This is a genomic window from Micromonospora pisi (assembly GCF_003633685.1).
GTDB lineage: Bacteria > Actinomycetota > Actinomycetes > Mycobacteriales > Micromonosporaceae > Micromonospora_G > Micromonospora_G pisi.
On sequence record NZ_RBKT01000001.1, the window covers coordinates 6,717,032 to 6,737,449 of the forward strand.

Here is a 20,418-nt window from a genome sequence, read left to right on the forward strand (position 1 = left end):
TTCCTAACACCGGAATCTGACCGGCCAGCGCGGTCCGGCCACCCTGGTTCTCCTCACCCCTGGAGCAGATTGATGGCCCCTCCCTCCGCACCACCCAGACCGAGCAATGTCTCCTCCGCGCTGGCCAGTGGCCGGCTCGGCATTCCTTCCGTGGTTTTCTTCGTGCTGTCGGCCGCGGCACCGTTGACCGTGGTGGCCGGCGTGGTCACCACCGGGTTCGCGGTGACCGGGGTGACCGGGATTCCGTTGGCCTTCCTGCTCATCGGTGCGGTGCTGGCGCTCTTCTCGGTCGGCTACGTCGCGATGGCCCGACACACCGCCAACGCGGGGGCGTTCTACGCGTACGTGACCCGTGGGCTCGGCCGGCCGGCCGGGGTCGGCGCGGCCTGGGTGGCGCTGATCGCGTACAACGCGCTCCAGGTCGGGCTCTACGGCGCGGTCGGCGCGGCGGCGGCTCCCGTACTCGAACAGTTTTTCGGCCTGCACGACCCGAGCTGGTGGGTGATCGCTCTGGTCGCCTGGGCGGTGGTCGCCGGGCTCGGGGTGCTGCGGGTGGACATCAACGGCATGGTGCTCGCCGTGCTGCTGCTCGCCGAGATCGCCATCATCGTCGCCTTCGACCTGGCCGACCTGCTCAGCCCGGCCGGCGGGCGGATGAGCTTCGAGACGCTCGCCCCGGAGAACCTGTTCGTGCCCGGCGTCGGGGCGATCCTGGTGCTGGCGGCGACGGGTTTCACCGGGTTCGAGTCGGCGGTGGTGTTCAGCGAGGAGAGCAAGGACCCGAAGCGGACCGTACCGGTCGCCACCTATCTCTCGGTGGCCATCATCGCCGGGCTCTACGCGCTCAGCGCCTGGGCGATGACGGTCGCCACCGGCCCCGACAAGATCGTCGAGGCGTCCCGGACCGAGCAGGTCGGGCTCATCTTCGTGCTCGCCGACGGCAACCTCGGTGGCAGCTTCGTCAGCATCGGGCAGGTGCTCTTCCTGACCTCGGTACTGGCCGCGATGATTTCGTTCCACAACACCACCGCGCGGTACACCTTCGCGCTCGGGCGGGAGCGTGTCCTGCCCGCGATCTTCGGCCGGACCGCGCCGCGTACCGGGGCGCCACGGGCGGCCTCCATCGCGCAGAGCGTCTTCGGTCTGGTTGTCATCGCGGTGTACGCGGCAGCCGGTTGGGATCCGCTGGTGCAGCTCTTCTACTGGGGCGGTACCACCGGCGGGTTCGGTGTCCTGCTCCTGATCACCGCCACGTCGGTCGCGGTGATCGCCTTCTTCGCCCGCAACCCGTCCGGGGAGAGCGCCTGGCACCGGGTGGTCGCCCCAGGGCTCGCCACCGTCATCCTGGCGACCATCGTCTTCATCGCCCTGGACAACTTCGCCATCCTGCTCGGCGTCGCCCCCGACTCCGTACTGCGTTGGGCGTTGCCGGCGGTCTATCCGGTCGCCGCGGTGCTCGGCGTCGTCTGGGCCCTGCTGCTCCGGTCCCGCAGGCCGGAGGTCTACGAGACCATCGGGCTCGGCCCGGAGAGCGTGACGGCGGGGCTGACCGCGTCGGCCGCCGCCGCCCGCCAGCCGGTCGCCCCGGAGGTACGGCGGTGACCGCCCCGGTGATCGAACGGGCCGAGCCGGCGGACGCGCGGGTGCTCGGTGAGCTGATCGCGGAGGCGTTCCAGTCGCTCGCCGCCTGCCGGTGGCTGGTGCCGGACCCGGTGAGCCGGCGCCGGATCCTCTCCGACGACTTCCACATCCTGGTCGAGTACGCACTCGAGTGGGGACTGGTGGAGACCACCGCCGACCGCCGGGCGGTCGCGGTCTGGCTGCCCGCCGTCGGTGACCCGCTGCCACCCCCGGCCGACTACGACAAGCGCCTGGTCGCCGCGTGTGGCGAGTGGACGGAGCGGTTCCGGCTGCTCGACGAGCTGTTCGAGGCGAACCATCCGCACGAGGCCCATCACCACCTCGCCTTCCTCGCCGTCGGTCCGGAGCGTCAGAACAACGGGATCGGTTCGGCGTTGCTGCGGCACCGGCACGCGTTCCTGGACGCACAGGGGCTGCCGGCGTACCTGGACGCGAGCAGCACTGACAGCCGGGACCTCTACGCCCGGCACGGTTACCGGGCCGCTGAGCCGTTCCGGCTGCCGGACGGCACCCCGTTCTGGCCCATGTGGCGCCCGGCGGGCGGGTGAGCGACCGATCGGTCAGCCGGCGGCTCTAAGGTTGGTCGTGTCTGCGTAGGACTGGAGCAGCCCAGAGGCCATGTGAGGACTCCAGGGGGTTGCAGTCCTACGCAGGTACTGCAACCAAAAGTGCAACCATCAGGCGGGCCGCGACAGGCCACGAAAACGGGAATGCCCGACCGGGTAGAGGGCCAGTCCGGCCCGGTCAGGCATTCCCTAGGTCCCCAGTATTACAGGGCAGACCAGCAGATTAACAAGATCGGCGATCTTGTAGGGGTCTCGCCGGTGGCTATTACGCGAACGTCAACAGCGTTCGGTCGAGCGCGGTAACGCTCACGGTTCGGCCACCGATCTCCACGACCTGCACATACCCGCCCGGGTCGATGCCGTGATCGGTCTGCTCCTCGGGCGTAGCCGGCCGGCCGTACGCTGTCGCCCCACGGGGCACCCGGACTCGGATCCGCTCCACCGGCCCGCGCACCAGCCACCCGTACCCGCTGCGCACCTCGACCAGGCCCTCATCACGGAGCAGACGCAGAGCAGACCGCACCGTGTCTCGACCGACCCCATGTGTCTGGCGTATGGCCAGCTCAGACGGCAGGCGCGCACCGGCCGGCAACGTCGCCACAGTGGCGCGGAGCAGGTCGGCAAGCTGCCGATACACGGGCGTGTGGGACCGAGGGTCGATCACCTGGCGGACGCTACGAGCCGCTGCCCGGCTAGGGACCTGGCCGCCTACCCGGCTAGCCGGCCACCTAGCTGATCATGTCGGTTCGCCATGCACTCGCCTGCGGAGCGCGAGCTGCTCTCGTACGTCGTCCGGGTGGCACTCGCGGTATCGGCCTCGGCCGGGGCGGTAGCGGAACCGCATCTCCGGTGGCTCGGCGTTGAGCATTCGTACGACGGTGCTCCGGTCGACGCCGAGCAAGGTCGCGACTTCGCCGGGCAGCAGCCACTCATCCGCCGCGAGGCGTTCTTCTATTTCTGTTGCCGTGGCCATCGTGGTGATCGTAGCGGGCGTGGCGGGTGTAGCCGAGGGTGCCACTGACCAACCTCCCCCCGTAGTGACTGCGGCAAGTGTGGCAAGTGTGGCACACTCATCGGCATGCGTCCGATGACCTACCCCCCGCCGTAGCGGATCTCGTGCCACGCGCACGCGCGCTCGCTGACGAACTCGGCGAGACTCCCTCCCGGAACCGGCTGATGCGTGAACTCAAGGTCGGTGCACCAAAGGCTCAGGAACTGCGCGGCGCGCTCGTCCAGGCGGCTGCCCGCGCCGGCCGTTCGAGCCGCCGCCCCCGCCCTGGAGCGCTCCGCCGTGCCGCCGGGCAGTGGCCGCTGACCCGCCTGCCGAACCGGGTCCCGACCGAGCCTGACGACCCCCGGAACACCCGATTTGGATCCGGTGACCGTCGAGGTATCGCCGCTGGTCATGGCACCCGGACACCCGGTCGAGCCCACCTCGCCGCCGGCAGCCGCGGCCCCGGAACCGCCGCCGGCGGCGACCAAGACCGTGGTGGTGTGGCCGATCATCCTGCTGGCCATGCCGGCGTTCGTCGCCATCTGGTCCGGATGGGTCGAACTCGGCGGACTCACCGGATTCGGCGTGGTCCACCCACTCCCCGGCATTTGGGACTCGCTGAGCCTGAACACCGCGATCACCCTGCCGGTCGGCATGGAGGCATACGCCGGGTACGCGATGTACGTATGGCTCAGCGGTCGGGCGTCGACCCGAGCCCGGACGTTCGCGGCCTGGTCCGCGGTGATCTCGCTACTGGTCGGTGCCGCTGGGCAGATCGCGTATCACCTGATGGTGGCGGCCGGCATGACGTCGGCCCCATGGCAGATCACAACGGTGGTTGCCTGTATTCCGGTGGCCACGTTCGGACTCGGCTGCACCCTGGCCCACCTCGTTCGTGAGAAGTAGCCGGCGGTCCCGCAAACCCGAGCACATCTATTGATGCTGACGAGTTCACTGACGCAAACTCAGCCACACCCGTTCTCCACCCCGATGATGGGAGTCATCATGACGCTACGGTTTCTTGGCAAAGACCCGGAGAGCCCGAACAACGGGTCCCCGACCGTGTACCACGACGAGGAGCGCGACACGTACGTCGTCCAGGGCTGGCGGGTCATCGACCCCGACCGCCTGGCCCAGTTGGACACTCCAGCCCACGAAACCGTGGTTGAGATTCCTCGCCGCATGATGCAGTTCTTCCCGGAGGTGAACGGTGCCGAGCTTTGACGAACTCCTGCGCGACTGCAAGCGGTCCGCGGTGCACCTGGAGATGCGCGACAGCTACATGCAGGACGACCCGATGCTGACCGCCTGGCGAGCCGGGCACCGCGACGATCCGGCGGACCGGGAATCGTGGTGGCGTCCGTGGCTGGACCTGATGGCGGACACCACCGGGCGGGGCGTGAAGGTTCGGCGAGCTCGGATCGTCTCCGAGCCGGTCAGCGAGTACATCCGGTTCGAGCACGACATCACGTTCACGAATCTGGCGGCCGGCGAGCAGGTGCGATGGCTGCCCCGACGTCAGGCCACCGACCTGGCGTTGCCCGGTAACGACTTCTGGCTGTTCGATGACGAGCTGGTACTGGTCAACCACTTCGACGGAGACGGGAACTGGTCCCCGGAGCCGATGGAGCTGACTTCGGAGCCGGACGTCGTGAAGCTGTGCGCGACGGCGTTCGAGGCGGTGTGGGAGCGGGCCACGCCCCACGAGGACTACCGGCCGATCTGACCCGTGCCAGCCCAGCCATCGTCCAGCGCCCAGCAGCTCATCGAGGCACTCGGCGCCCGCCTGCGGGAACTACGCCTCGATGCCGGGCTATCCGGGCGTGACCTGGCTGGGCTGGCCGGGTGGCACTCATCGAAAATCAGCAAGATCGAGCACGGAAAGCAGACCCCCTCGGCCGATGACCTCCGGGCCTGGTGCCGGCACTGCGGCGCGGACGACCAGGCAACCGACCTGGTGGCCTCGCTGCGGGCGGCCGAGGGAATGTTCGTGGAGTGGCGAAGGATGGAACGGGCCGGGCTTCGGCTGGCCCAGGAGTCTGTGGTGCCGTTGTGGGAACGGACGCAGCGATACCGGATCTACTCGTCCTGGATCGTCCCCGGTCCGCTCCAGACCCGCGCATACATCACGGCAGCGCTGTCCTCGATCATGGTGCGTAGAGACCTGCCCGACGACATTGAGGCCGCAGTGCAGGTGCGCGTCGACAAGCAGCGCGTCGTCCACGAGGGAGACCGACGGTTCGCCTGCCTATTGGAGGAGAGCGTTCTCCGTACGCCGTTGGGCGGGCCCGACGCGATGGCCGGACAGCTCGGACACCTACTGGCGGTAGGGTCGCTGCCGTCGGTGTCCCTCGGCATCATCCCGCACGGCGTCGACCGTTTTGCCTGCTGGCCGAGTGAAAGCTTCATCATGTTCGATGACGCCGAGGTGGCGGTTGAACTGGTGTCGGGGCACCTCACGGTCACCCAACCGCGCGAGGTAGCGATGTACGCGGATACGTTCAGCAGGCTGGCGTCCCTGGCCGTGCACGGCGCGGCGGCACGCGCGCTGATTACGTCCGCGATCGACGCATTGGACGCCCGCCGAGCAATCTGAAGCAACTTCGTTGAGGCTCGGTCAGCGTCGCCCCTACCGTCGGTTACGGCGCGGCGACGGGCACACACCCAGTTCCGCCATTTGGTGGCCCCACAAGTGGGCCCGCTCGCCGCGCCCCCGATCGCACCGGTGACGGCCGGTGCTCTGGAGTACGGGGACATGGTCGGCCGGCCCGCTCGCCCTCGTCCCCGTACTCCACCTGACACGGAGGTGGGCCCGATGAACAGCACACGACGTAAGTGGTTCCTAAACCCTGACGACCCGGCGCCGGTCGAGCAGTCGGTGCCGGCCCCCGCTCCCGCGCCGCCGCCGATGGACGGGTCGCGCCGGGAGCTGGTGACGCTGACGGTCGCTGCGGCGACGATCGGCGGGGCCCGCCGGTACGGCGCCGGGACCGGGCCGGCCCGGCGCAACGGCGGGCGGTGGCCGGCATGACGCCGGAAGAGACGGTGCGGGAGGCGCTGCGGATCAAGTCGCAGCACGCCGACGGCGGTACGTGCCCGCAGTGCGGGCCGGACGGGTGCCTGGAGTTGCTGCGGATTCAGGGCCTGATCAAGCCGGGTGAGTTGTGATGGCCGTCGTGCTGCGGGGCGTGGAGTTGCGCGGCCTGGTCGTGGAGCTGGAGCCGGGCGAGTGGTACTACGCCACCGACGGGCCCGACACCGACCCGGCGGCAACCGCCCGGACCATCGTTCTCGGTGACGTCGACCGCATCCAGCTACGCCTGCGCGGCGACCACCAGGAGATGTGGGTGGGAGCGCACAAGCCGACCTGCGGGCAGCGCCCGGACCACCGCGCGTGCATCGCCGAGTACATCGCCCTGACGGCGGTCGAGCGGGCCGTGGCCAAGCGGGACGGTGCACGGTGACGGCGATGGATGACGGCTACACCCCACAGGCGATGTGGTGGTCGGTCGGCATGACGCTCACCGGGCACGCCGGTGGCCGCCGGTGCCCGCAGTGCCGCCCGGACGGGTGCGCCCAACTCGCGTGGGCGATCCGGCAGCGGGAGGCCGGTCGCCCTCTCTCGCCGGTGCCGGTGCTGTTGGCTGGTGCACGGCCGTGACCGAGGCGTCCTCGGCGTTGACGAAGGTCACCGTCAATCTCATCCCGCGCGGGGTCGACGCCCTGGAGCGGGCCTGCGCGCGGACCCGGGACACGAAGACGGACACGATCAACCGGGCCATCGTCGTCCACGCCCTCGTCCTGGAGCTGGTCGAGCGCGGCGGCGGGCACCTCACCGTGCGGCACCCCAACGGCAGCATCGAGCGGGTACACCTGCTCTGACCTTCCTACCGTACTGCACCCAAAGGCAATGATCTTTGTCGATGTCCAATCAAAGACATGTACGAGTAATTCGGCGAATCGTCCGGCAACCTGGGACCGGCGGCGCACCCCAGCGCCGCACGATGATCGGGGAATCCATGCGACTCCGCACAACCCTCGGCGGCTTCCTCCTAGCCGTTGGTACCCTACTGGCGCTCATCCCAGCGACCACGGCGAGTGCTGCACCCGGCGCCGGTATCGCAGCCACGCCGACATGCGTCCAGGTCCGCTACTTCTACCAGGGAGCCGACGTACCGGCGGTCAGCCGCACCGGGAGCGTCAACTGCAACATGGTGCGAGGCAACGTCAGTCCGGCCGTTGAGCAACTCCAGTTGTCTCTGAATCGCTGTAGCCCCGATTCGCTGCGGCGCGCGGGCGTGTACCCGCTGTCGCTTGACGGCAATTTCGGCGGTAATACCGAGAAGGGCCTGCGGTACGCGCAGGCTGATCACGGTACCGGCGCGGACGGTGTTTACGGTCCGGCCACCCGGAAGGCGATTTCGCATTTTGATTCCAACGGTGAGGGCTGCTTGCGGGTGACGTAACCAGCCTTTGCCTGGTGCCGCTACTGGCAACAACCAGGACTGGTGCACGAAAAAAGGCGGCCCCACCCTCCGGGAGGAAGGTGGGGCCGCTTCGCGTTTGGTCGGCGCCGGCCCGGTGGCTACCGGGAGCGCCGCGCCGTCGATGCTACCGGCGTAGCAGGTGGGCGACCGTTGCCGGGGCGTACACCCGCAGCCGGATCAGCCACGCCACGGCGACCGGGCCGCCGATGAGGACCAGGCCGAGGATGGCCTTGATCTGCGCCTCGGTGAGGTCGACGCCGAACGATACAAGCAGGGTGAGTAGTGCGCCCACGGCAGCCGACGCGGCACCGACGGACAGCGCCGGCTCCTTGCTGCCCGGGTCGGGGATGGTGGGGGTGGGCTCGGTCATTTCATCGCCTCTCAGTGATTGCGGCTTCGATCCGCTGCACCTCATCGCGCAGAGATCCGCCGGAGTTGGGGTGCAGCTCGTGTTCCACTCGGGTGAGCCGGGCATCCACACACGGCCATGCCCGCCGCCATGCTCACCAAGCTGCACCAAGCACGCCCGGTTGTGTCCACAACGGTGGGGCGGCGGCCTCCAGGAGGTCGACGTCAAGTCGGAGAAGGGGGACCGCGATCTCCCGCTGTTCCCCATCCTCGTGGAGCTGCTTCGCCGACGCCGGGAGCGGCAACAGGTCCAGTTCGCGACCCTCGATCTTGACTGGACGCCAGAGGTGCACGTGTTCACCGACGAACTCGGCCAGCCGGTCGATCCAAAGCGGGATCACGCCGCGTGGGAAGAGCTACTGGTGGCGGCCGGTGTTGAGGACTCGCGGCTACACGCGGCGCGGCACAGCGCTGGAACCATGATGATCGCTACCGGCACCGACATCCGGATCGTCCAGGAGCTGCTGGGTCACGCCCGGGTCACAACGACCGAGGGCTACACGGACGTGGCCATGGCGGTGAAGCGGCAGGCGGTGGAGCGGGCCGTGGCGGCGATGATGGATGGGCAGCTCGCGGCGCTACTGCAACCAAATGGTGCAACCATTCGACCGCCTGGGTGATCCACTAAGCAGGGCCCGGCGGCGATCGGGGCTGGTGGGAGGCAGTGTGTACGCCCCCTCACCCTGTCACCGATCGGTCAGCCGGCGGATGACCGATCGGTGACAACGTGCGGGGCCGGGCCACTCGTGGCCCGGCCCCGCACGTCCGGCGACGTACGCCGGAACCTCCCCCAAGTATCAGTAGGTCTCGCTGAGCTGTCCGCGCAGCTTGGTCAGCGCGCGGGCGAGCAGCCGGGAGACGTGCATCTGGGATACGCCGATCTGCTCGGCGATCTGGGACTGGGTCAGGTTGCCGTAGAACCGCAGGGTGAGGATCTTCTGCTCGCGCTCGTCCAGGGTGGCGAGCGCCGGTCCGAGGGCGACCCGGAGTTCGGCGAGTTCGAACTCGGCGTCCTCGCCGCCGAGCATGTCACCGAGCTCGGTGGCGCGTTCGCCGTCGCCGGTCGGGGTGGAGAGGGAGACCGCGTTGTACGCCCGCGCGCCCTCGAGCCCTTCGAGGACCTCTTCCTCGGTGACCTTGAGGTGGGCCGAGATGTCGGCGACGGTCGGCGAGCGGCCGAGGGTCTGGAGCAGGGTGCTGTTCGCCTCGGAGATGCTGAGCCGCAGTTCCTGGAGCCGTCGGGGCACCCGTACGTCCCAGGTGCGGTCCCGGAAGTGGCGCTTGAGTTCCCCGATGATGGTCGGGATGGCGTAACCGGCGAAGTCCACGCCCCGGCTCGGGTCGTACTTGTCGACCGCCTTGATCAGTCCGACGGCGGCGGTCTGAGCCAGGTCGTCGGTGGGTTCGCCCCGGCCGCCGTAGCGGTGGGCGAGGTGGTTGGCCAGCGGCAGCCAGGCCTCGATCGCCCGGTCGCGGAGTGCCGGTCGCGACGGGTGATGGGCCGGCAGCGCGGCCATCGCCAGCAGGAGGTCGGTGGCCGAGTCGGTCAACGCGTTCGGATCGAGCTTCGGTGCCGTCTTGACGGCGGCGGCTGTGACGGTGTCCTGCTCTTTGGTGGTTGGCGCGGTCATGGTGGTCCTCCCTGCACCTCGTCCGCGGACAAGACAAGTTCAAGCGTTTCGCTGTCAGTCGTTGGTCTCACGGTCAGCTGTTCGGTTCGTGCTCAGCTGTTGGCTTTGCTGGGCTGTTCAGTTGGCACTCAGCTCTTCGGTTTCGCTAAGAGCCGTTCAGTGCAGCCACCATAACCTGTTTAGTCAGCGCGAAGCTAGCCGAAAGTATGATGTATATAGTTCTCATATTATGCTTAACGGTAATATCGGACAGATCTTTTGGGTCCGACTAATCTTCTGAGCGTGGGATGTGAGCGGAGACACGCATCGGGGTCGGTCGCCGCGTTGGTCCTCGCCGCCGGCGCCGGGCGGCGCTACGGCGGCCCCAAGGCGCTGATCCCACTCGACGGGCGGCTGCTCGTCGAACGCGCGGTCACGACGGCGCGCGACGGTGGTTGTGATCCCGTGCTCGCCGTGCTCGGTGCCGGAGCCGCCACCGTACGGGCCGCGGCGGACCTCACCGGGGCGGTGCCGGTCGACAACCCCGACTGGGCCACCGGACTCGGCTCCTCGCTCCGCGCCGGCCTCGCCGCCCTGGGCGACAGCACGGTGGTGGCCGCGCTCGTCCTCCTGGTCGACATGCCCGGCATCACCGCCGAGGCGGTCCACCGCCTGGCCGACCTGGCCACTCCGGAGAGCCTCGCCGTCGCCGGTTACCAGGACCGGCGCGGCCACCCGGTCCTGCTCGGCCGGACCCACTGGGCCGGGGTCGCCGACGTCGCGGTCGGCGAGCTGGGCGCCCGCGCGTACCTGCGGGAACACGCCCACCAGTTGCGGGTGGTGGACTGCGCCGACATCGCCGACGACGCCGACCTCGACACCCCCACCGACCTGGCCCGGTTCCCGGGGGCACCACGCGTGCGCCCGCCCGTACAACCGACGGAGGCCGGTGGGACGGCCGGCGGTGGGCGGGCGTCGTCGTCCACGCGGCGGACGAGCACATCGGCGTACGGTGACTGAGCGGCCACACTGGTGCCATGCGTGAGGTGATGGACGACCTGATGCGCTGGTGGCGTGCGGACGCCCCGGTCGGGATGGCCACCGTCACCGCCACCTGGCGCAGTGCCCCCCGTCAACCCGGCGCGACCATGCTCGTCGGTCCGGACGGCACCGCGGTCGGCAGCGTTTCCGGCGGCTGCGTCGAGGCCGCCGTCTACGACCTGTGCCAGGAGGTGGTGGCCGCCGGTGTACCCCGGGCGCAGCGCTACGGGGTGCACGACGACGACGCGTACGCCGTGGGCCTGACCTGCGGCGGCAGCATCGAGGTCTTTGTCGAACGGGTGGACCGTGACACCTTCCCCGACCTCGCCGAGGTGGCCTCGGCGATCGCCGGGCGGAGCCCGGTAGCGGTGCTCACCTGCGTGGCGGGGCCACCCGAACGGGTGGGCCGGCGGATGGTGCTCTGGCCCGACCGGCGCAGTGGCTCCCTCGGCTCCGGTCGGCTCGACGACGCGGCCACCGACGACGGGCGCGGACTGCTCGCCGCCGGGCGTACCGGCCTGCTGCACTACGGTACGGACGGGGAACGCCGGGGCAGTGGGCTGACGCTGCTGCTCAACGCGTACGCCCCACCGGCTCGGATGATCGTCTTCGGGGCGATCGACTTCGCCGCGGCGGTGGCCCGGGTCGGCGCCTTCCTCGGCTACCGGGTGACCGTCTGCGACGCCCGCCCGGTCTTCGCCACCGCCCGTAGGTTCCCGGACGCAGACGAGGTTGTTGTCGACTGGCCGCACCGCTACCTGGCCGCCGAGGCGCGCGCGGGGCACCTGGACGAACGGACCGTGGTCTGCGTACTCACCCACGATCCGAAGTTCGACGTGCCGGTGCTGCGGGTCGCACTGGACCTGCCACTGGCGTACGTCGGCGCGATGGGTTCCCGACGGACCCACGACGACCGGCTGGTCCGGCTCCGGGAGGAGGGTGTCCCGGAGGCGGCGCTGCGCCGGCTCGCCTCGCCGATCGGGCTCGACCTCGGCGCGCGTACGCCGGAGGAGACCGCCGTCAGCATCGCCGCCGAGATCGTCGCCACCCGTTGGGGCGGCAACGGCGCCCCACTCTCCCGCCTCGACGGCCGCATCCACACCCACCACCGCACTGCCCCGGAGTAAGGAAGGGCCCCTTGTTAACGCTATGCGTTAACAAGGGGCCCTTCCTTACTCCTCAGCGGGGGAGGCGGAGGGCGAGGAAGAAGTCGACCCGGTCCTCGAAACGGGACAGGTCCCGCCCGGTGAGTTGTTCGATCCGGCCGATCCGGTAGCGCAACGTGTTGACGTGCAGGTGCAGCAGGGCGGCACAGCGGGTCCAGGATCCGCCGCAGGCGAGAAAGGAGTCCAGCGTACGGAGCAGGTTCGCGTTGTGCGTCCGGTCGTACGCGAGCAGCGGGGCGAGCAGCCGGCGTTGGAACGCCCGCCGGGTGTCGGCCGGCACCCCGGCCAGCAGGAGCAGGTGCGAGGCGAGTTCGTCGGCGCCGACCACACTGGTCCGTTCACCCCGTGCGACAGCCGTACGCAGGGCGTGCCGGGCCTCCTCGACCGCACCGCCGAGCGCACCTGGTCCGGCCGCCGGGCCGCTCACCCCGACCGCGAGCCGCCCACCGCCCAGCCCGGGCGCGTACGCGGCCACGCCGGTGCGGATCGCCTCCACCGCGTACGGGGCCTGCGCCGGTGTGACGGCGAGGACGGCGAGGATGGTGTCCGGGAGTCCGGCGTCGGTCACCGCGACCCGTTCGGTGGCCGGTTCGACCAGTTCGGCGCAGATGGTGACGGCCAGCTCCGGGGGCGTACGCAGGCCGGTCAGGTTGGCGGCGAGCACCAGGAAGGTCCCGTCCGGCGGCAGCCCGCAGGAGAGCAACCGGCCCCGCAGGTCGACCTGTTCGGTTCCGGTCAGGGCGGCGCCGAGCTGGTCGGCGAGCCGCCGTTCGATCCGTAGCGCCTCGTCCACCTGGGACCGTTCCAGCGCCACCAGACTGGTCAGTTCGGCCGCCGCGTCGGCCAGCCCGCCCTCCTGCGACGGGAACGGGTCGCGCCCGGGGGCGGCGCAGGCGAGCAGCCAGGAGGCGAGCCGGTGCTCCGGACGTCCGGGTACGCCGGAGACGACGACCCGGCGACCCTCCACTGTGGCGTGCGCCGGTAACCGTCCGGCGCCGAGGAAGGCGTGGGCGAGGGTGGCCCGGTCGGTGGCGGCGAGCGCGGTGGTGCCGGCGACCTGGCGGCCGGTCGGCGTCAGCACCCAGCAGTCGACGCCCAGTTCGGCGGCGGCCGCCGGGAGCAGGTCGACCAGCCGTGCCCCGGCGGCCATCGCGGCGACCAGACCCCGGTGCCGTCCGAGTACGGTGGCGAGCCCGGTGGCCCGCTGCGCCCAGAGCGACGGGTTCACCTCGTCGACGATGTCCCGGAACGACACCTCGATCGGCACCTCGAACAGTGGCATCCGGTGCCGTCGGCACGCGTCGACCAGGTCGTCCGGCACCGAGCCGAAGACCGCGTCACCGGCGCCGATCGCGGTCACCGACGCCTCGGCGCAGGCCGCGACGAAGGTTTCCGAGTCACTGGCGTCGCGTCGCCAGACCAGACCGGTCAGCACGATCTCGCCGCCGGAGAGGTAGCGCCGGGGGTCGGGCAGGTCGGTCACGTAGACCCGGCTGACGGGTCGTTCCAGCGCCTCCGCCCCGGTCAGCAGGGTGAGCCGCAGCCGTGGCCGGTGCAGCGCCTCGCGTAGCAGCATCGCGGTTCCTTCCGGTCGCGCCACGGGGAGATGGCTCGGGTTTGGAGGAAGCTACGGAAACGATACGGGTCACTCGTTTCGAATTGGGTGTCGCTGCCGGTTCAACCCGCGCTGACTGACTGTTGTACTTCTCCCAACCGCGGGGAGGTGGCGACCATCAGCGCTTCCGGCCACACCTTGGACAGTTTCAACACCGCGCCGCCCGACCGGGCCGCACGCGACCTGCTCGCCTGCTGCGCCGTACCGGCGTGGGCGTCGGCTCTGGTCGACCGACGTCCGTACCCGGACCTGGGTGTGCTGCTCGCCGTCGCGGACGCCGCGTTGGCGGCGCTGAGCTGGGAAGAAGTCGCGTCGGCGCTCGCCGCCCATCCGCGTATCGGCGAGCGGCCGGCCGGCGCGGACCGGGAGTCGGCCTGGTCCCGACGGGAGCAGGCCGGCGTCGCCGACGCCGACACCCGGACCAGGGCCGAACTGGCGGTCGCGAACCGGGAGTACGAGGCCCGCTTCGGTCACCTCTTCCTGATCTTCGCCAGTGGTCGGACCGATACCGAACTGCTCGCCGCGGCCCGGCGACGGTTGCGCAACGACGACGAGACCGAACGGCGGGTGGTCCACCAGGAGTTGCGGCGGATCGCCCGGCTCCGCCTCGAACGACTCCTCACCGACGACCCGGCCGAGTCGCCGGTGCGGGGCGCGGTCGACCCGGGTGGGCTGCGCGGAGCGGGAGGGCCGGGCCATGGGTGAACGGTTCGCGCAGGTCTCCACCCATGTGCTGGACACCGGACGGGGCATCCCGGCGGCCGGTGTGCACGTACGCCTCGAGCGCCACGACTCCGGTGGCTGGTCACTGGTGGCGCAGGGGCGTACCGACACCGACGGGCGGCTGCGCGACTGGGTGCCGCTGCACGCCTGCCAGGCCGGCGGCTACCGGCTGGTCTTCTTCGTCGACACGTACTTCGACGGCGACACCTTCTTCCCGGAGATCACCGTCGCTTTCCGGTTGACCGACCCGGATCAGCGGTACCACGTACCACTGCTGCTCGGCCGGCACGCCTACACCACCTATCGAGGGAGCTGAGCGATGTCGATCGTGCTCGGGGCCAACCAGTACGGCAAGGCCGAGGTACGTCTGGTCCGGGTGCTCCGGCACGGCGGCCGGCACGAACTGTGCGACCTCAACGTGACCGTGACCCTTGCCGGTGACCTCGCCGCGACCCATTTGACCGGCGACAACGCCCAGGTGCTGCCGACCGACTCGCAGAAGAACACCGTCTACGCCTTTGCCCGCTCGCACGGCGTCGACCAGATCGAGGACTTCGCCCTGCTGCTGGCCCGGCATTTCGTCACCGCCCAGCCGGCGATCAGCCGGGCCCGGGTGCGGATCGAGGAGTACGGCTGGCAGCGGCTCGGGCCGCACTCGTTCCAGCGGTCCGGTGGTGAGGTCCGCACCGCCACCGCCACCTGCGTCGACTCCGAATTCGACGCCGACTCCGACGCCGACGCCGGGCTGGTCGAGGTGGAGGCGGGTCTGACCGGGCTGGTGCTGCTCAACTCCACCGACTCGGAGTTCACCGGCTACGTCAAGGACCCGTACACGACGTTGCCGGAGACCACCGACCGGATCCTCGCCACCGCCGTCGACGCCCGCTGGCGTTACCAGGACACCGGTGTGGACTGGGCCGGCTCGTACGCGGGGGCGCGGGCCGCGCTGGTCGACGCGTTTGTCGGGACGTACAGCCTGTCGTTGCAGCAGACCCTCTACGCGATGGGTCACCGGGTGCTGGCCGAGCGACCGGAGATCACCGAGGTACGGCTCTCCCTGCCGAACCGGCACCACCTGCTGGTCGACCTGGCGCCGTTCGGTCTGGAGAACCCGGGCGAGGTCTTCGTCGCCACCGACCGCCCGTACGGGCTGATCGAGGCGACCATCTCCCGGGCCGGGGACGGGGTGGGGTGATGGAGTTCCTGGCGCCGGCGAACTGGTCCGAAGCACTGGCGGCCAAGGCGGCGTATCCGGAGGCGCTGCCGATCGCCGGTGGCACCGATGTGATGGTGGAGCTGAACTTCGACCGGCGCCGACCGGTGGCCCTGCTCGACCTGGGCCGGGTGGCCGAGCTGACCGAGTGGGGTGGGGACGGCGGACTGATCCGGGTCGGGGCCGGGGTCACCTACCGGCGGATCATCACCGAACTCGGCGCCCGGTTGCCCGGCCTGGCGCTGGCCGCCCGTACCGTCGGCTCGCCACAGATCCGCAACCGGGGCACCGTCGGCGGCAACCTCGGCTCCGCCTCACCGGCCGGGGACGCCCACCCGCCGCTGCTCGCCAGCGGCGCGCTGGTCGAGCTCGGTTCCGTACGCGGCACCCGCCGGATTCCGGTGACGGAGTTCTTCACCGGACCGAAGCGCAGCGTACGGGCCCCCGACGAGCTGATCGCGGCGATCCTGGTGCCACCGGCCGGGGGCCCGCAGCAGTTCGCGAAGGTCGGCACCCGCAACGCGATGGTGATCGCGGTCTGCTCGTTCGCCCTCTCCCTGGAGCCGGTGGCCCGGCGGGTCGGCACCGGCATCGGTTCGGCCGGGCCGAGGCCGCTGACCGCCGGACCGGCCGAGGAACTGCTCGCCGCCGAACTGTCCTGGGAGGACGCCGGGGCGCTGCCGGAGTCGCTCTCCCGTCGCTTCGGTGACCTGGTCGCGGCGGCGGCGACCCCGATCGACGACGTACGCGGCACCGCCGCCTACCGCCGGCACGCGCTTGCCGTACTGGCCCGTCGAACACTGCACTGGGCCTGGCGGGATCATCGCGAAGGGGGCCGACGATGAGGGTCAGCTGCCGGGTCAACGGCGAGCCGCGCACCGCCGACGACGTCTGGGCCGGCGAGAGCCTGCTCTACCTGCTCCGGGAACGACTCGGCCTCGCCGGGGCCAAGAACGCTTGCGAGCAGGGCGAATGTGGTTCCTGCACGGTCTATCTGGACGGTGTGCCGGTCTGCGCGTGCCTGGTCGCGGCGGGACAGGCGCAGGACCGCGAGGTGCGTACGGTGGAGGGGTTGACCGGCCCGGACGGCGCGCTCGACCGGGTCCAACGCGCCTTTGTCGCGGCCGGCGCCGTCCAGTGCGGGTTCTGCACGCCGGGTCTGATGGTGGCGGTGCACGACCTGCTCGCCCGCGACCCGGCCCCGGTCGACCAGGACATCCGGGAGGCGTTGGCCGGCAACCTGTGCCGGTGCACCGGTTACGAGCACATCATGGCGGCGGTACGGCTGGCCGCCGCCACCCCCGCGTCGACGCCCACCGGACCGGAGGGTCACGATGATCATCATTGAGGGTTGTGCGGTGGCCACCGTCGACGCCGACGGGACCGAGTACCGCGACGGACACGTCGTTGTCGACCAGGGGCGGATCGTCGCCGTCGGCTCCGGCCACGCCGGCCGCCACCACCGCTCGGTACGCCGGGTCGACGGCACCGGATGCCTGGTCACGCCCGGCCTGGTCAACACCCATCACCACCTCTACCAGTGGGCGACCCGGGGACTGGCTCAGGAGGAGGAACTCTTCGGCTGGCTCCGGGCGCTCTATCCGGTCTGGGCCGGTCTGGACGCCGAGGTGGTCGCCGCGACCACCGCCGCCGGACTCGGCTGGCTCGCCCGCTCCGGCTGCACCACCAGCACCGACCACCTCTACGTCCATCCCCGGGGCGCGGGCGACCTGATGGCGGCGCAGGTTGCGGCGGCGGCCGAGATCGGGCTGCGGTTCCACCCCACCCGCGGCTCGATGGACCTCGGCCGTTCCGCCGGTGGTCTGCCGCCGGACGAGATCGTCGAGGAGACCGAGACCGCGCTGGCCGCCACCGAGGAGGCGATCGACCGCTTCCACGACCCGGCCGACGACGCCATGCTCCGGATCGCCGTCGCACCCTGCTCGCCCTTCTCGGTCAGCCCGAAACTGATGACCGAGGCCGCCGCCCTGGCCCGGCGTCGGGGCGTACGGCTGCACACCCACCTCGCCGAGACGATCGACGAGGAGCACTACTGCCGCGAGACGTACGGCTGCACCCCGGTCGAGTACGCCGAACGACTCGGCTGGCTCGGCGACGACGTCTGGCTGGCGCACGCCGTCCACCTCGACGACCACGCGGTGGCCCGGCTCGCCGCGACCGGTACCTCGGTGGCGCACTGTCCCAGCTCGAACGCCCGGCTCGGGGCCGGCACCGCCCGGGTCCGGGACCTGCTCGACGCCGGTGTCCCGGTCGGACTCGGGGTCGACGGGCCGGCCTCGCAGGAAACGAACCAGCTCGACGCCGAACTGCGTCAGGCGCTCTACGCCGCCCGGCTCCGGGGCGGCCCGGCCGCGCTCACCGCCCGGCAGGCGCTCGCGCTCGGCACCATCGGCGGTGCCCGCTGCCTCGGCCGGGCCGGCGAGATCGGCTCGATCGAGCCCGGCAAGCTCGCCGACATCGCCCTGTGGCGGCTCGACGGGCTCGGCCACACCGGCATCGAGGACCCGGTCGCCGCCCTGGTGCTCGGCCCGCCCGCACCGCTGGAACTGCTGCTGGTCGGGGGCTCACCGGTGGTCGAGCGGGGCGAGTTGCGTACCGCCGACGAACACGACCTGGTACGGCGTACCCGACGGGCGCACCGGACCCTGATCCGGAAGGCACGCGGATGACCAGAGCGATCGGTGCCCCATCCGTGTCCACAGTGGTCGAAGGGGGCGTCGGGCAGAGCCCGCGTCGGCCGGACGGGCGGTTGAAGGTGACCGGGGAGTTCGCCTTCTCCTCCGACCTCTGGGCCGACGACATGCTCTGGGGCGCCACCCTGCGCAGCCCGTACCCCCGGGCCCGGCTGCGCGGCCTGGACCTCAGCGCGGCGTTGGCGCTGCCCGGGGTGCACGCCGTGCTCACCGCGGACGACGTGCCCGGGGCGAAGTGCTACGGCCTGGACGTGGCCGACCAGCCGGTGCTGGCCTGGGAGGAGGTGCGCTACCAGGGCGAGGCGATCGCCATCGTCGCCGCCGACCACCCGGAGACGGCTCGGCGGGCGGTGGCCCGGATCGTGGTCGACTACGAGGTGCTCGACCCGGTCGCCGACCCGGAGGCGGCGCTCGCCGCCGGCCAACTGGTACGGCACGTGCCGGTGCGCCGGGGCGACCCGGCGGCGACGGCGGAGGTGGTGGTCACCGGCGAGTACCGGGTCGGCATGCAGGACCAGGCGTTCCTCGGCCCGGAGTCGGGACTCGCCGTGCCGGCCGAGGACGGCGGCGTCGACCTCTACATCGCCACCCAGTGGCTGCACGTCGACCAGGCCCAGGTCGCCGCCGCCCTGGGCCTCGCGCCGGACCTGGTACGGCTGAGCCTGGCCGGGGTCGGTGGCGCGTTCGGCGCCCGCGAGGACCTCTCCATGCAGGTGCACGCGAGCATGCTGGCGTTGCGTACCCGCCGGCCGGTGAAGATGGTCTACTCCCGCGAGGAGTCGTTCTTCGGCCACGTGCACCGGCACCCGGCGACACTCCGGTACGAACACGGCGCCACCCGCGACGGCCGACTCGTCTACGTCCGGGCCCGGATCCTGCTCGACGGGGGTGCGTACACCTCCAGCACCCCGGCGGTGGTGGCGAACGCGGCCACCCTCGGCATCGGCCCCTACCAGGTGCCGAACGTGACCATGGACGCGTACGGGGTGTGGACCAACAACCCGCCGTGTGGGGCGATGCGTGGCTTCGGCGCGGTGCAGGCGTGTTTCGCGTACGAGTCGCAGATGGACGCCCTCGCCGCCGCGTGCGGCCTCGACCCGGTCGAACTGCGTACCCGAAACGCCCTGGCCGAGGGGGCGACCATGCCGACCGGGCAGCTCGTCGACGGGCCGGCACCGGTGGCCCGGCTGCTCGCCCTGGTCCGGGACCGTCCGGCGGCGCCACCCGCCGCCGCCGACCCGCGTGAACGACCGGGCGGGGTCGCCAACACCACCCGGGGCGAGGGGGTGGTCCGAGGTGTCGGCTACGCCATCGGGATTAAGAACGTCTGCTTCTCCGAGGGCTTCGACGACTACGCCACCGCCCGGGTCCGACTGGAGCTGATCAACGGCGAGCCCGCGGTGCTGGTGCACACCGCCGCCGCCGAGGTCGGCCAGGGGCTGGTCACCGTACAGGCGCAGATCGCCCGCACCGAACTCGGCGTGGCACGGGTCACCGTCGCCACCGCCGACACTTCGGTCGGCAGCGCCGGGTCGTCGTCGGCGTCGCGGCAGACGTACATGACCGGGGGCGCGGTGCGCGCCGCCTGCCAGGCGGTACGGGCGAAGCTGCTGGCCCGCGCCGCCGACCGGGCCGCCGGGGCCGAGGTACGGCTGTTCGACGGCCGGATCGTCACCGAGGCCGGGGTGGTCGTCGCCGACCTGGCCGACCTCGTCGGCGACGAGCCGCTGGAGGAGACCGTCCAGTGGCGACACCGGCCCACCCATCCACTGGATCCCCGGACCGGTCAGGGCGACGCCCACGTGCAGTACGCCTTCGCCGCCCACCGGGCCACGGTCGACGTGGACACCGAACTCGGCCTGGTCCGGGTGGTCGAGATCGCCACCGCGCAGGATGTCGGCCGGGCGGTCAACCCGCAGGCGGTGCTCGGGCAGATCCACGGCGGCACCATCCAGGGGCTCGGGCTGGCGGTGATGGAGGAGATCCAGGTGGTGGACGGGCTGATCCGCAACCCGTCCTTCACCGACTATCTGATTCCGACCATCCTCGACTCGCCCCCGATGCCGGTCGACGTGCTGGAGTTGGCCGACCCGCACTCGCCGTACGGGCTGCGCGGGGTGGGGGAGCCGCCGACCATCTCGTCCACCCCGGCGGTGGTCGCCGCCATCCGCGCCGCCACCAACCGCCCCCTCCGTACCATCCCCATCCGCCCCCACCACATCGTCTACGGGTAAGGAAGG

General features: G+C 71.1%; 26 protein-coding genes and 1 pseudogene. 22 read left to right on the forward strand and 5 right to left on the reverse strand.

From position 1 onward, the window contains the following. Nucleotides 1-72 precede the first annotated feature (72 nt). Both BDK92_RS28960 and BDK92_RS28965 read left to right on the forward strand, forming a co-directional pair. Entirely contained in the window at nt 73-1,602 is a 1,530-nt protein-coding gene (locus BDK92_RS28960) for an APC family permease (RefSeq protein ID WP_121159539.1), read from the forward strand. Continuing rightward, nucleotides 1,599-2,189: a GNAT family N-acetyltransferase gene (locus tag BDK92_RS28965; protein ID WP_121159540.1), complete on the forward strand. Its 591-nt coding sequence runs from the start codon at nt 1,599-1,601 to the stop codon at nt 2,187-2,189. Before BDK92_RS28960 ends, BDK92_RS28965 begins: the two co-directional genes overlap by 4 nt. A 283-nt stretch (nt 2,190-2,472) precedes the next feature. Here the strand turns inward: BDK92_RS28965 and BDK92_RS28970 are convergent, their stop codons facing one another. Further along, on the reverse strand, nt 2,473-2,871 hold the full coding sequence (locus BDK92_RS28970; RefSeq protein ID WP_121159542.1) for a winged helix-turn-helix domain-containing protein: 399 nt from the start codon (nt 2,869-2,871) through the stop codon (nt 2,473-2,475). A 72-nt stretch (nt 2,872-2,943) separates the two neighbouring features. Further along, entirely contained in the window at nt 2,944-3,180 is a 237-nt protein-coding gene (locus BDK92_RS38560) for a hypothetical protein (RefSeq protein WP_147457146.1), read from the reverse strand. 86 nt (nt 3,181-3,266) lie between these two features. Between BDK92_RS38560 and BDK92_RS28975 the strand changes: the two are divergent. The 10 genes and pseudogenes from BDK92_RS28975 to BDK92_RS29010 all read left to right on the forward strand — a co-directional run bounded on the left by BDK92_RS28975 (nt 3,267) and on the right by BDK92_RS29010 (nt 7,667). Next, nucleotides 3,267-4,107 (forward strand): annotated as a pseudogene (locus tag BDK92_RS28975) (ABC transporter permease). Nucleotides 4,108-4,206: 99 nt separating this feature from the next. Then, complete coding sequence (locus BDK92_RS28980) at nt 4,207-4,425, forward strand: hypothetical protein (protein ID WP_121162683.1); 219 nt, start codon at nt 4,207-4,209, stop codon at nt 4,423-4,425. Beyond that, on the forward strand, nt 4,412-4,927 hold the full coding sequence (locus BDK92_RS28985) for a DUF6879 family protein (RefSeq protein ID WP_121159544.1): 516 nt from the start codon (nt 4,412-4,414) through the stop codon (nt 4,925-4,927). Before BDK92_RS28980 ends, BDK92_RS28985 begins: the two co-directional genes overlap by 14 nt. 3 nt (nt 4,928-4,930) lie before the next feature. Next, the gene (locus BDK92_RS28990; protein WP_121159545.1) at nt 4,931-5,797 is read left to right on the forward strand and encodes a helix-turn-helix domain-containing protein; all 867 of its coding nucleotides are present in this window, start codon (nt 4,931-4,933) and stop codon (nt 5,795-5,797) included. A gap of 219 nt (nt 5,798-6,016) precedes the next feature. Next, a complete protein-coding gene (locus tag BDK92_RS38565) occupies nt 6,017-6,232 on the forward strand; it encodes a hypothetical protein (protein WP_147457147.1) in 216 nt (71 codons plus the stop codon). Further along, complete coding sequence (locus tag BDK92_RS39220; RefSeq protein ID WP_170208725.1) at nt 6,229-6,369, forward strand: hypothetical protein; 141 nt, start codon at nt 6,229-6,231, stop codon at nt 6,367-6,369. The genes BDK92_RS38565 and BDK92_RS39220 overlap by 4 nt, the downstream gene beginning before the upstream one ends. Continuing rightward, a complete protein-coding gene (locus BDK92_RS28995; RefSeq protein WP_121159547.1) occupies nt 6,369-6,665 on the forward strand; it encodes a hypothetical protein in 297 nt (98 codons plus the stop codon). The genes BDK92_RS39220 and BDK92_RS28995 overlap by 1 nt, the downstream gene beginning before the upstream one ends. 5 nt (nt 6,666-6,670) lie before the next feature. Then, nucleotides 6,671-6,862: a hypothetical protein gene (locus tag BDK92_RS29000; protein WP_121159549.1), complete on the forward strand. Its 192-nt coding sequence runs from the start codon at nt 6,671-6,673 to the stop codon at nt 6,860-6,862. Continuing rightward, complete coding sequence (locus BDK92_RS29005) at nt 6,859-7,083, forward strand: hypothetical protein (RefSeq protein WP_121159550.1); 225 nt, start codon at nt 6,859-6,861, stop codon at nt 7,081-7,083. Before BDK92_RS29000 ends, BDK92_RS29005 begins: the two co-directional genes overlap by 4 nt. Before the next feature lie 122 nt (nt 7,084-7,205). Continuing rightward, on the forward strand, nt 7,206-7,667 hold the full coding sequence (locus tag BDK92_RS29010; protein ID WP_170208726.1) for a peptidoglycan-binding domain-containing protein: 462 nt from the start codon (nt 7,206-7,208) through the stop codon (nt 7,665-7,667). Between the two features lie 145 nt (nt 7,668-7,812). On the opposite strand, the gene BDK92_RS29015 is transcribed toward BDK92_RS29010, so the two are convergent. Beyond that, nucleotides 7,813-8,058, reverse strand: a complete 246-nt coding sequence (locus BDK92_RS29015) for a hypothetical protein (protein WP_121159553.1) — start codon at nt 8,056-8,058, stop codon at nt 7,813-7,815. Nucleotides 8,059-8,128: 70 nt separating this feature from the next. On the opposite strand from BDK92_RS29015, the gene BDK92_RS29020 reads away from it, so the two are divergent. After that, nucleotides 8,129-8,716, forward strand: a complete 588-nt coding sequence (locus tag BDK92_RS29020) for a tyrosine-type recombinase/integrase (RefSeq protein WP_211349407.1) — start codon at nt 8,129-8,131, stop codon at nt 8,714-8,716. Between the two features lie 177 nt (nt 8,717-8,893). On the opposite strand, the gene BDK92_RS29025 is transcribed toward BDK92_RS29020, so the two are convergent. Beyond that, nucleotides 8,894-9,727, reverse strand: coding sequence for a SigB/SigF/SigG family RNA polymerase sigma factor (locus BDK92_RS29025; protein ID WP_121159555.1), 834 nt, complete (start codon nt 9,725-9,727; stop codon nt 8,894-8,896). Between the two features lie 282 nt (nt 9,728-10,009). Here BDK92_RS29025 and BDK92_RS29030 point away from each other — a divergent pair, with 282 nt between their 5' ends. Then, a complete protein-coding gene (locus BDK92_RS29030) occupies nt 10,010-10,726 on the forward strand; it encodes a nucleotidyltransferase family protein (protein ID WP_342775858.1) in 717 nt (238 codons plus the stop codon). 17 nt (nt 10,727-10,743) lie between these two features. Beyond that, nucleotides 10,744-11,874 (forward strand): XdhC family protein, encoded by a 1,131-nt coding sequence (locus BDK92_RS29035; protein WP_121159558.1) that lies wholly within the window; start codon nt 10,744-10,746, stop codon nt 11,872-11,874. Nucleotides 11,875-11,926: 52 nt separating this feature from the next. On the opposite strand, the gene BDK92_RS29040 is transcribed toward BDK92_RS29035, so the two are convergent. Beyond that, the gene (locus BDK92_RS29040) at nt 11,927-13,489 is read right to left on the reverse strand and encodes a PucR family transcriptional regulator (protein ID WP_121162684.1); all 1,563 of its coding nucleotides are present in this window, start codon (nt 13,487-13,489) and stop codon (nt 11,927-11,929) included. Nucleotides 13,490-13,636: 147 nt separating this feature from the next. On the opposite strand from BDK92_RS29040, the gene uraD reads away from it, so the two are divergent. Genes uraD through pucD form a run of 7 tightly spaced genes read left to right on the forward strand, consistent with a single transcriptional unit; the run spans nt 13,637 to nt 20,412 of the window. Beyond that, the gene (gene uraD, locus BDK92_RS29045; protein WP_246017306.1) at nt 13,637-14,233 is read left to right on the forward strand and encodes a 2-oxo-4-hydroxy-4-carboxy-5-ureidoimidazoline decarboxylase; all 597 of its coding nucleotides are present in this window, start codon (nt 13,637-13,639) and stop codon (nt 14,231-14,233) included. After that, entirely contained in the window at nt 14,226-14,567 is a 342-nt protein-coding gene (uraH, locus tag BDK92_RS29050) for a hydroxyisourate hydrolase (RefSeq protein ID WP_121162685.1), read from the forward strand. Before uraD ends, uraH begins: the two co-directional genes overlap by 8 nt. A 3-nt stretch (nt 14,568-14,570) precedes the next feature. Then, on the forward strand, nt 14,571-15,446 hold the full coding sequence (gene pucL, locus BDK92_RS29055) for a factor-independent urate hydroxylase (RefSeq protein ID WP_211349408.1): 876 nt from the start codon (nt 14,571-14,573) through the stop codon (nt 15,444-15,446). Beyond that, on the forward strand, nt 15,446-16,309 hold the full coding sequence (locus tag BDK92_RS29060) for an FAD binding domain-containing protein (RefSeq protein ID WP_121162687.1): 864 nt from the start codon (nt 15,446-15,448) through the stop codon (nt 16,307-16,309). The genes pucL and BDK92_RS29060 overlap by 1 nt, the downstream gene beginning before the upstream one ends. After that, nucleotides 16,306-16,812: a (2Fe-2S)-binding protein gene (locus tag BDK92_RS29065; protein WP_121159562.1), complete on the forward strand. Its 507-nt coding sequence runs from the start codon at nt 16,306-16,308 to the stop codon at nt 16,810-16,812. The genes BDK92_RS29060 and BDK92_RS29065 overlap by 4 nt, the downstream gene beginning before the upstream one ends. Further along, nucleotides 16,799-18,154, forward strand: a complete 1,356-nt coding sequence (locus tag BDK92_RS29070) for an 8-oxoguanine deaminase (protein WP_121159563.1) — start codon at nt 16,799-16,801, stop codon at nt 18,152-18,154. The genes BDK92_RS29065 and BDK92_RS29070 overlap by 14 nt, the downstream gene beginning before the upstream one ends. Then, nucleotides 18,151-20,412: a xanthine dehydrogenase subunit D gene (gene pucD, locus BDK92_RS29075; protein WP_121159565.1), complete on the forward strand. Its 2,262-nt coding sequence runs from the start codon at nt 18,151-18,153 to the stop codon at nt 20,410-20,412. The genes BDK92_RS29070 and pucD overlap by 4 nt, the downstream gene beginning before the upstream one ends. The last annotated feature ends 6 nt before the right edge of the window (nt 20,413-20,418 follow it).

Bases quoted from the DNA above. Each gene is read 5' to 3' on its own strand.
- BDK92_RS29015 (WP_121159553.1), bottom strand. From the start codon at position 8,058: ATGACCGAGCCCACCCCCACCATCCCCGACCCGGGCAGCAAGGAGCCG.
- BDK92_RS29025 (WP_121159555.1), bottom strand. From the start codon at position 9,727: ATGACCGCGCCAACCACCAAAGAGCAGGACACCGTCACAGCCGCCGCC.
- BDK92_RS29000 (WP_121159549.1), top strand. From the start codon at position 6,671: ATGGATGACGGCTACACCCCACAGGCGATGTGGTGGTCGGTCGGCATG.
- BDK92_RS28980 (WP_121162683.1), top strand. From the start codon at position 4,207: ATGACGCTACGGTTTCTTGGCAAAGACCCGGAGAGCCCGAACAACGGG.
- BDK92_RS29040 (WP_121162684.1), bottom strand. From the start codon at position 13,489: ATGCTGCTACGCGAGGCGCTGCACCGGCCACGGCTGCGGCTCACCCTG.
- uraH (WP_121162685.1), top strand. From the start codon at position 14,226: ATGGGTGAACGGTTCGCGCAGGTCTCCACCCATGTGCTGGACACCGGA.
- BDK92_RS38565 (WP_147457147.1), top strand. From the start codon at position 6,017: ATGAACAGCACACGACGTAAGTGGTTCCTAAACCCTGACGACCCGGCG.
- BDK92_RS38560 (WP_147457146.1), bottom strand. From the start codon at position 3,180: ATGGCCACGGCAACAGAAATAGAAGAACGCCTCGCGGCGGATGAGTGG.
- BDK92_RS29070 (WP_121159563.1), top strand. From the start codon at position 16,799: ATGATCATCATTGAGGGTTGTGCGGTGGCCACCGTCGACGCCGACGGG.
- BDK92_RS28960 (WP_121159539.1), top strand. From the start codon at position 73: ATGGCCCCTCCCTCCGCACCACCCAGACCGAGCAATGTCTCCTCCGCG.
- BDK92_RS29010 (WP_170208726.1), top strand. From the start codon at position 7,206: ATGATCGGGGAATCCATGCGACTCCGCACAACCCTCGGCGGCTTCCTC.
- BDK92_RS39220 (WP_170208725.1), top strand. From the start codon at position 6,229: ATGACGCCGGAAGAGACGGTGCGGGAGGCGCTGCGGATCAAGTCGCAG.
- pucL (WP_211349408.1), top strand. From the start codon at position 14,571: ATGTCGATCGTGCTCGGGGCCAACCAGTACGGCAAGGCCGAGGTACGT.
- BDK92_RS29035 (WP_121159558.1), top strand. From the start codon at position 10,744: ATGCGTGAGGTGATGGACGACCTGATGCGCTGGTGGCGTGCGGACGCC.
- BDK92_RS28995 (WP_121159547.1), top strand. From the start codon at position 6,369: ATGGCCGTCGTGCTGCGGGGCGTGGAGTTGCGCGGCCTGGTCGTGGAG.
- BDK92_RS29060 (WP_121162687.1), top strand. From the start codon at position 15,446: ATGGAGTTCCTGGCGCCGGCGAACTGGTCCGAAGCACTGGCGGCCAAG.
- pucD (WP_121159565.1), top strand. From the start codon at position 18,151: ATGACCAGAGCGATCGGTGCCCCATCCGTGTCCACAGTGGTCGAAGGG.
- BDK92_RS29065 (WP_121159562.1), top strand. From the start codon at position 16,306: ATGAGGGTCAGCTGCCGGGTCAACGGCGAGCCGCGCACCGCCGACGAC.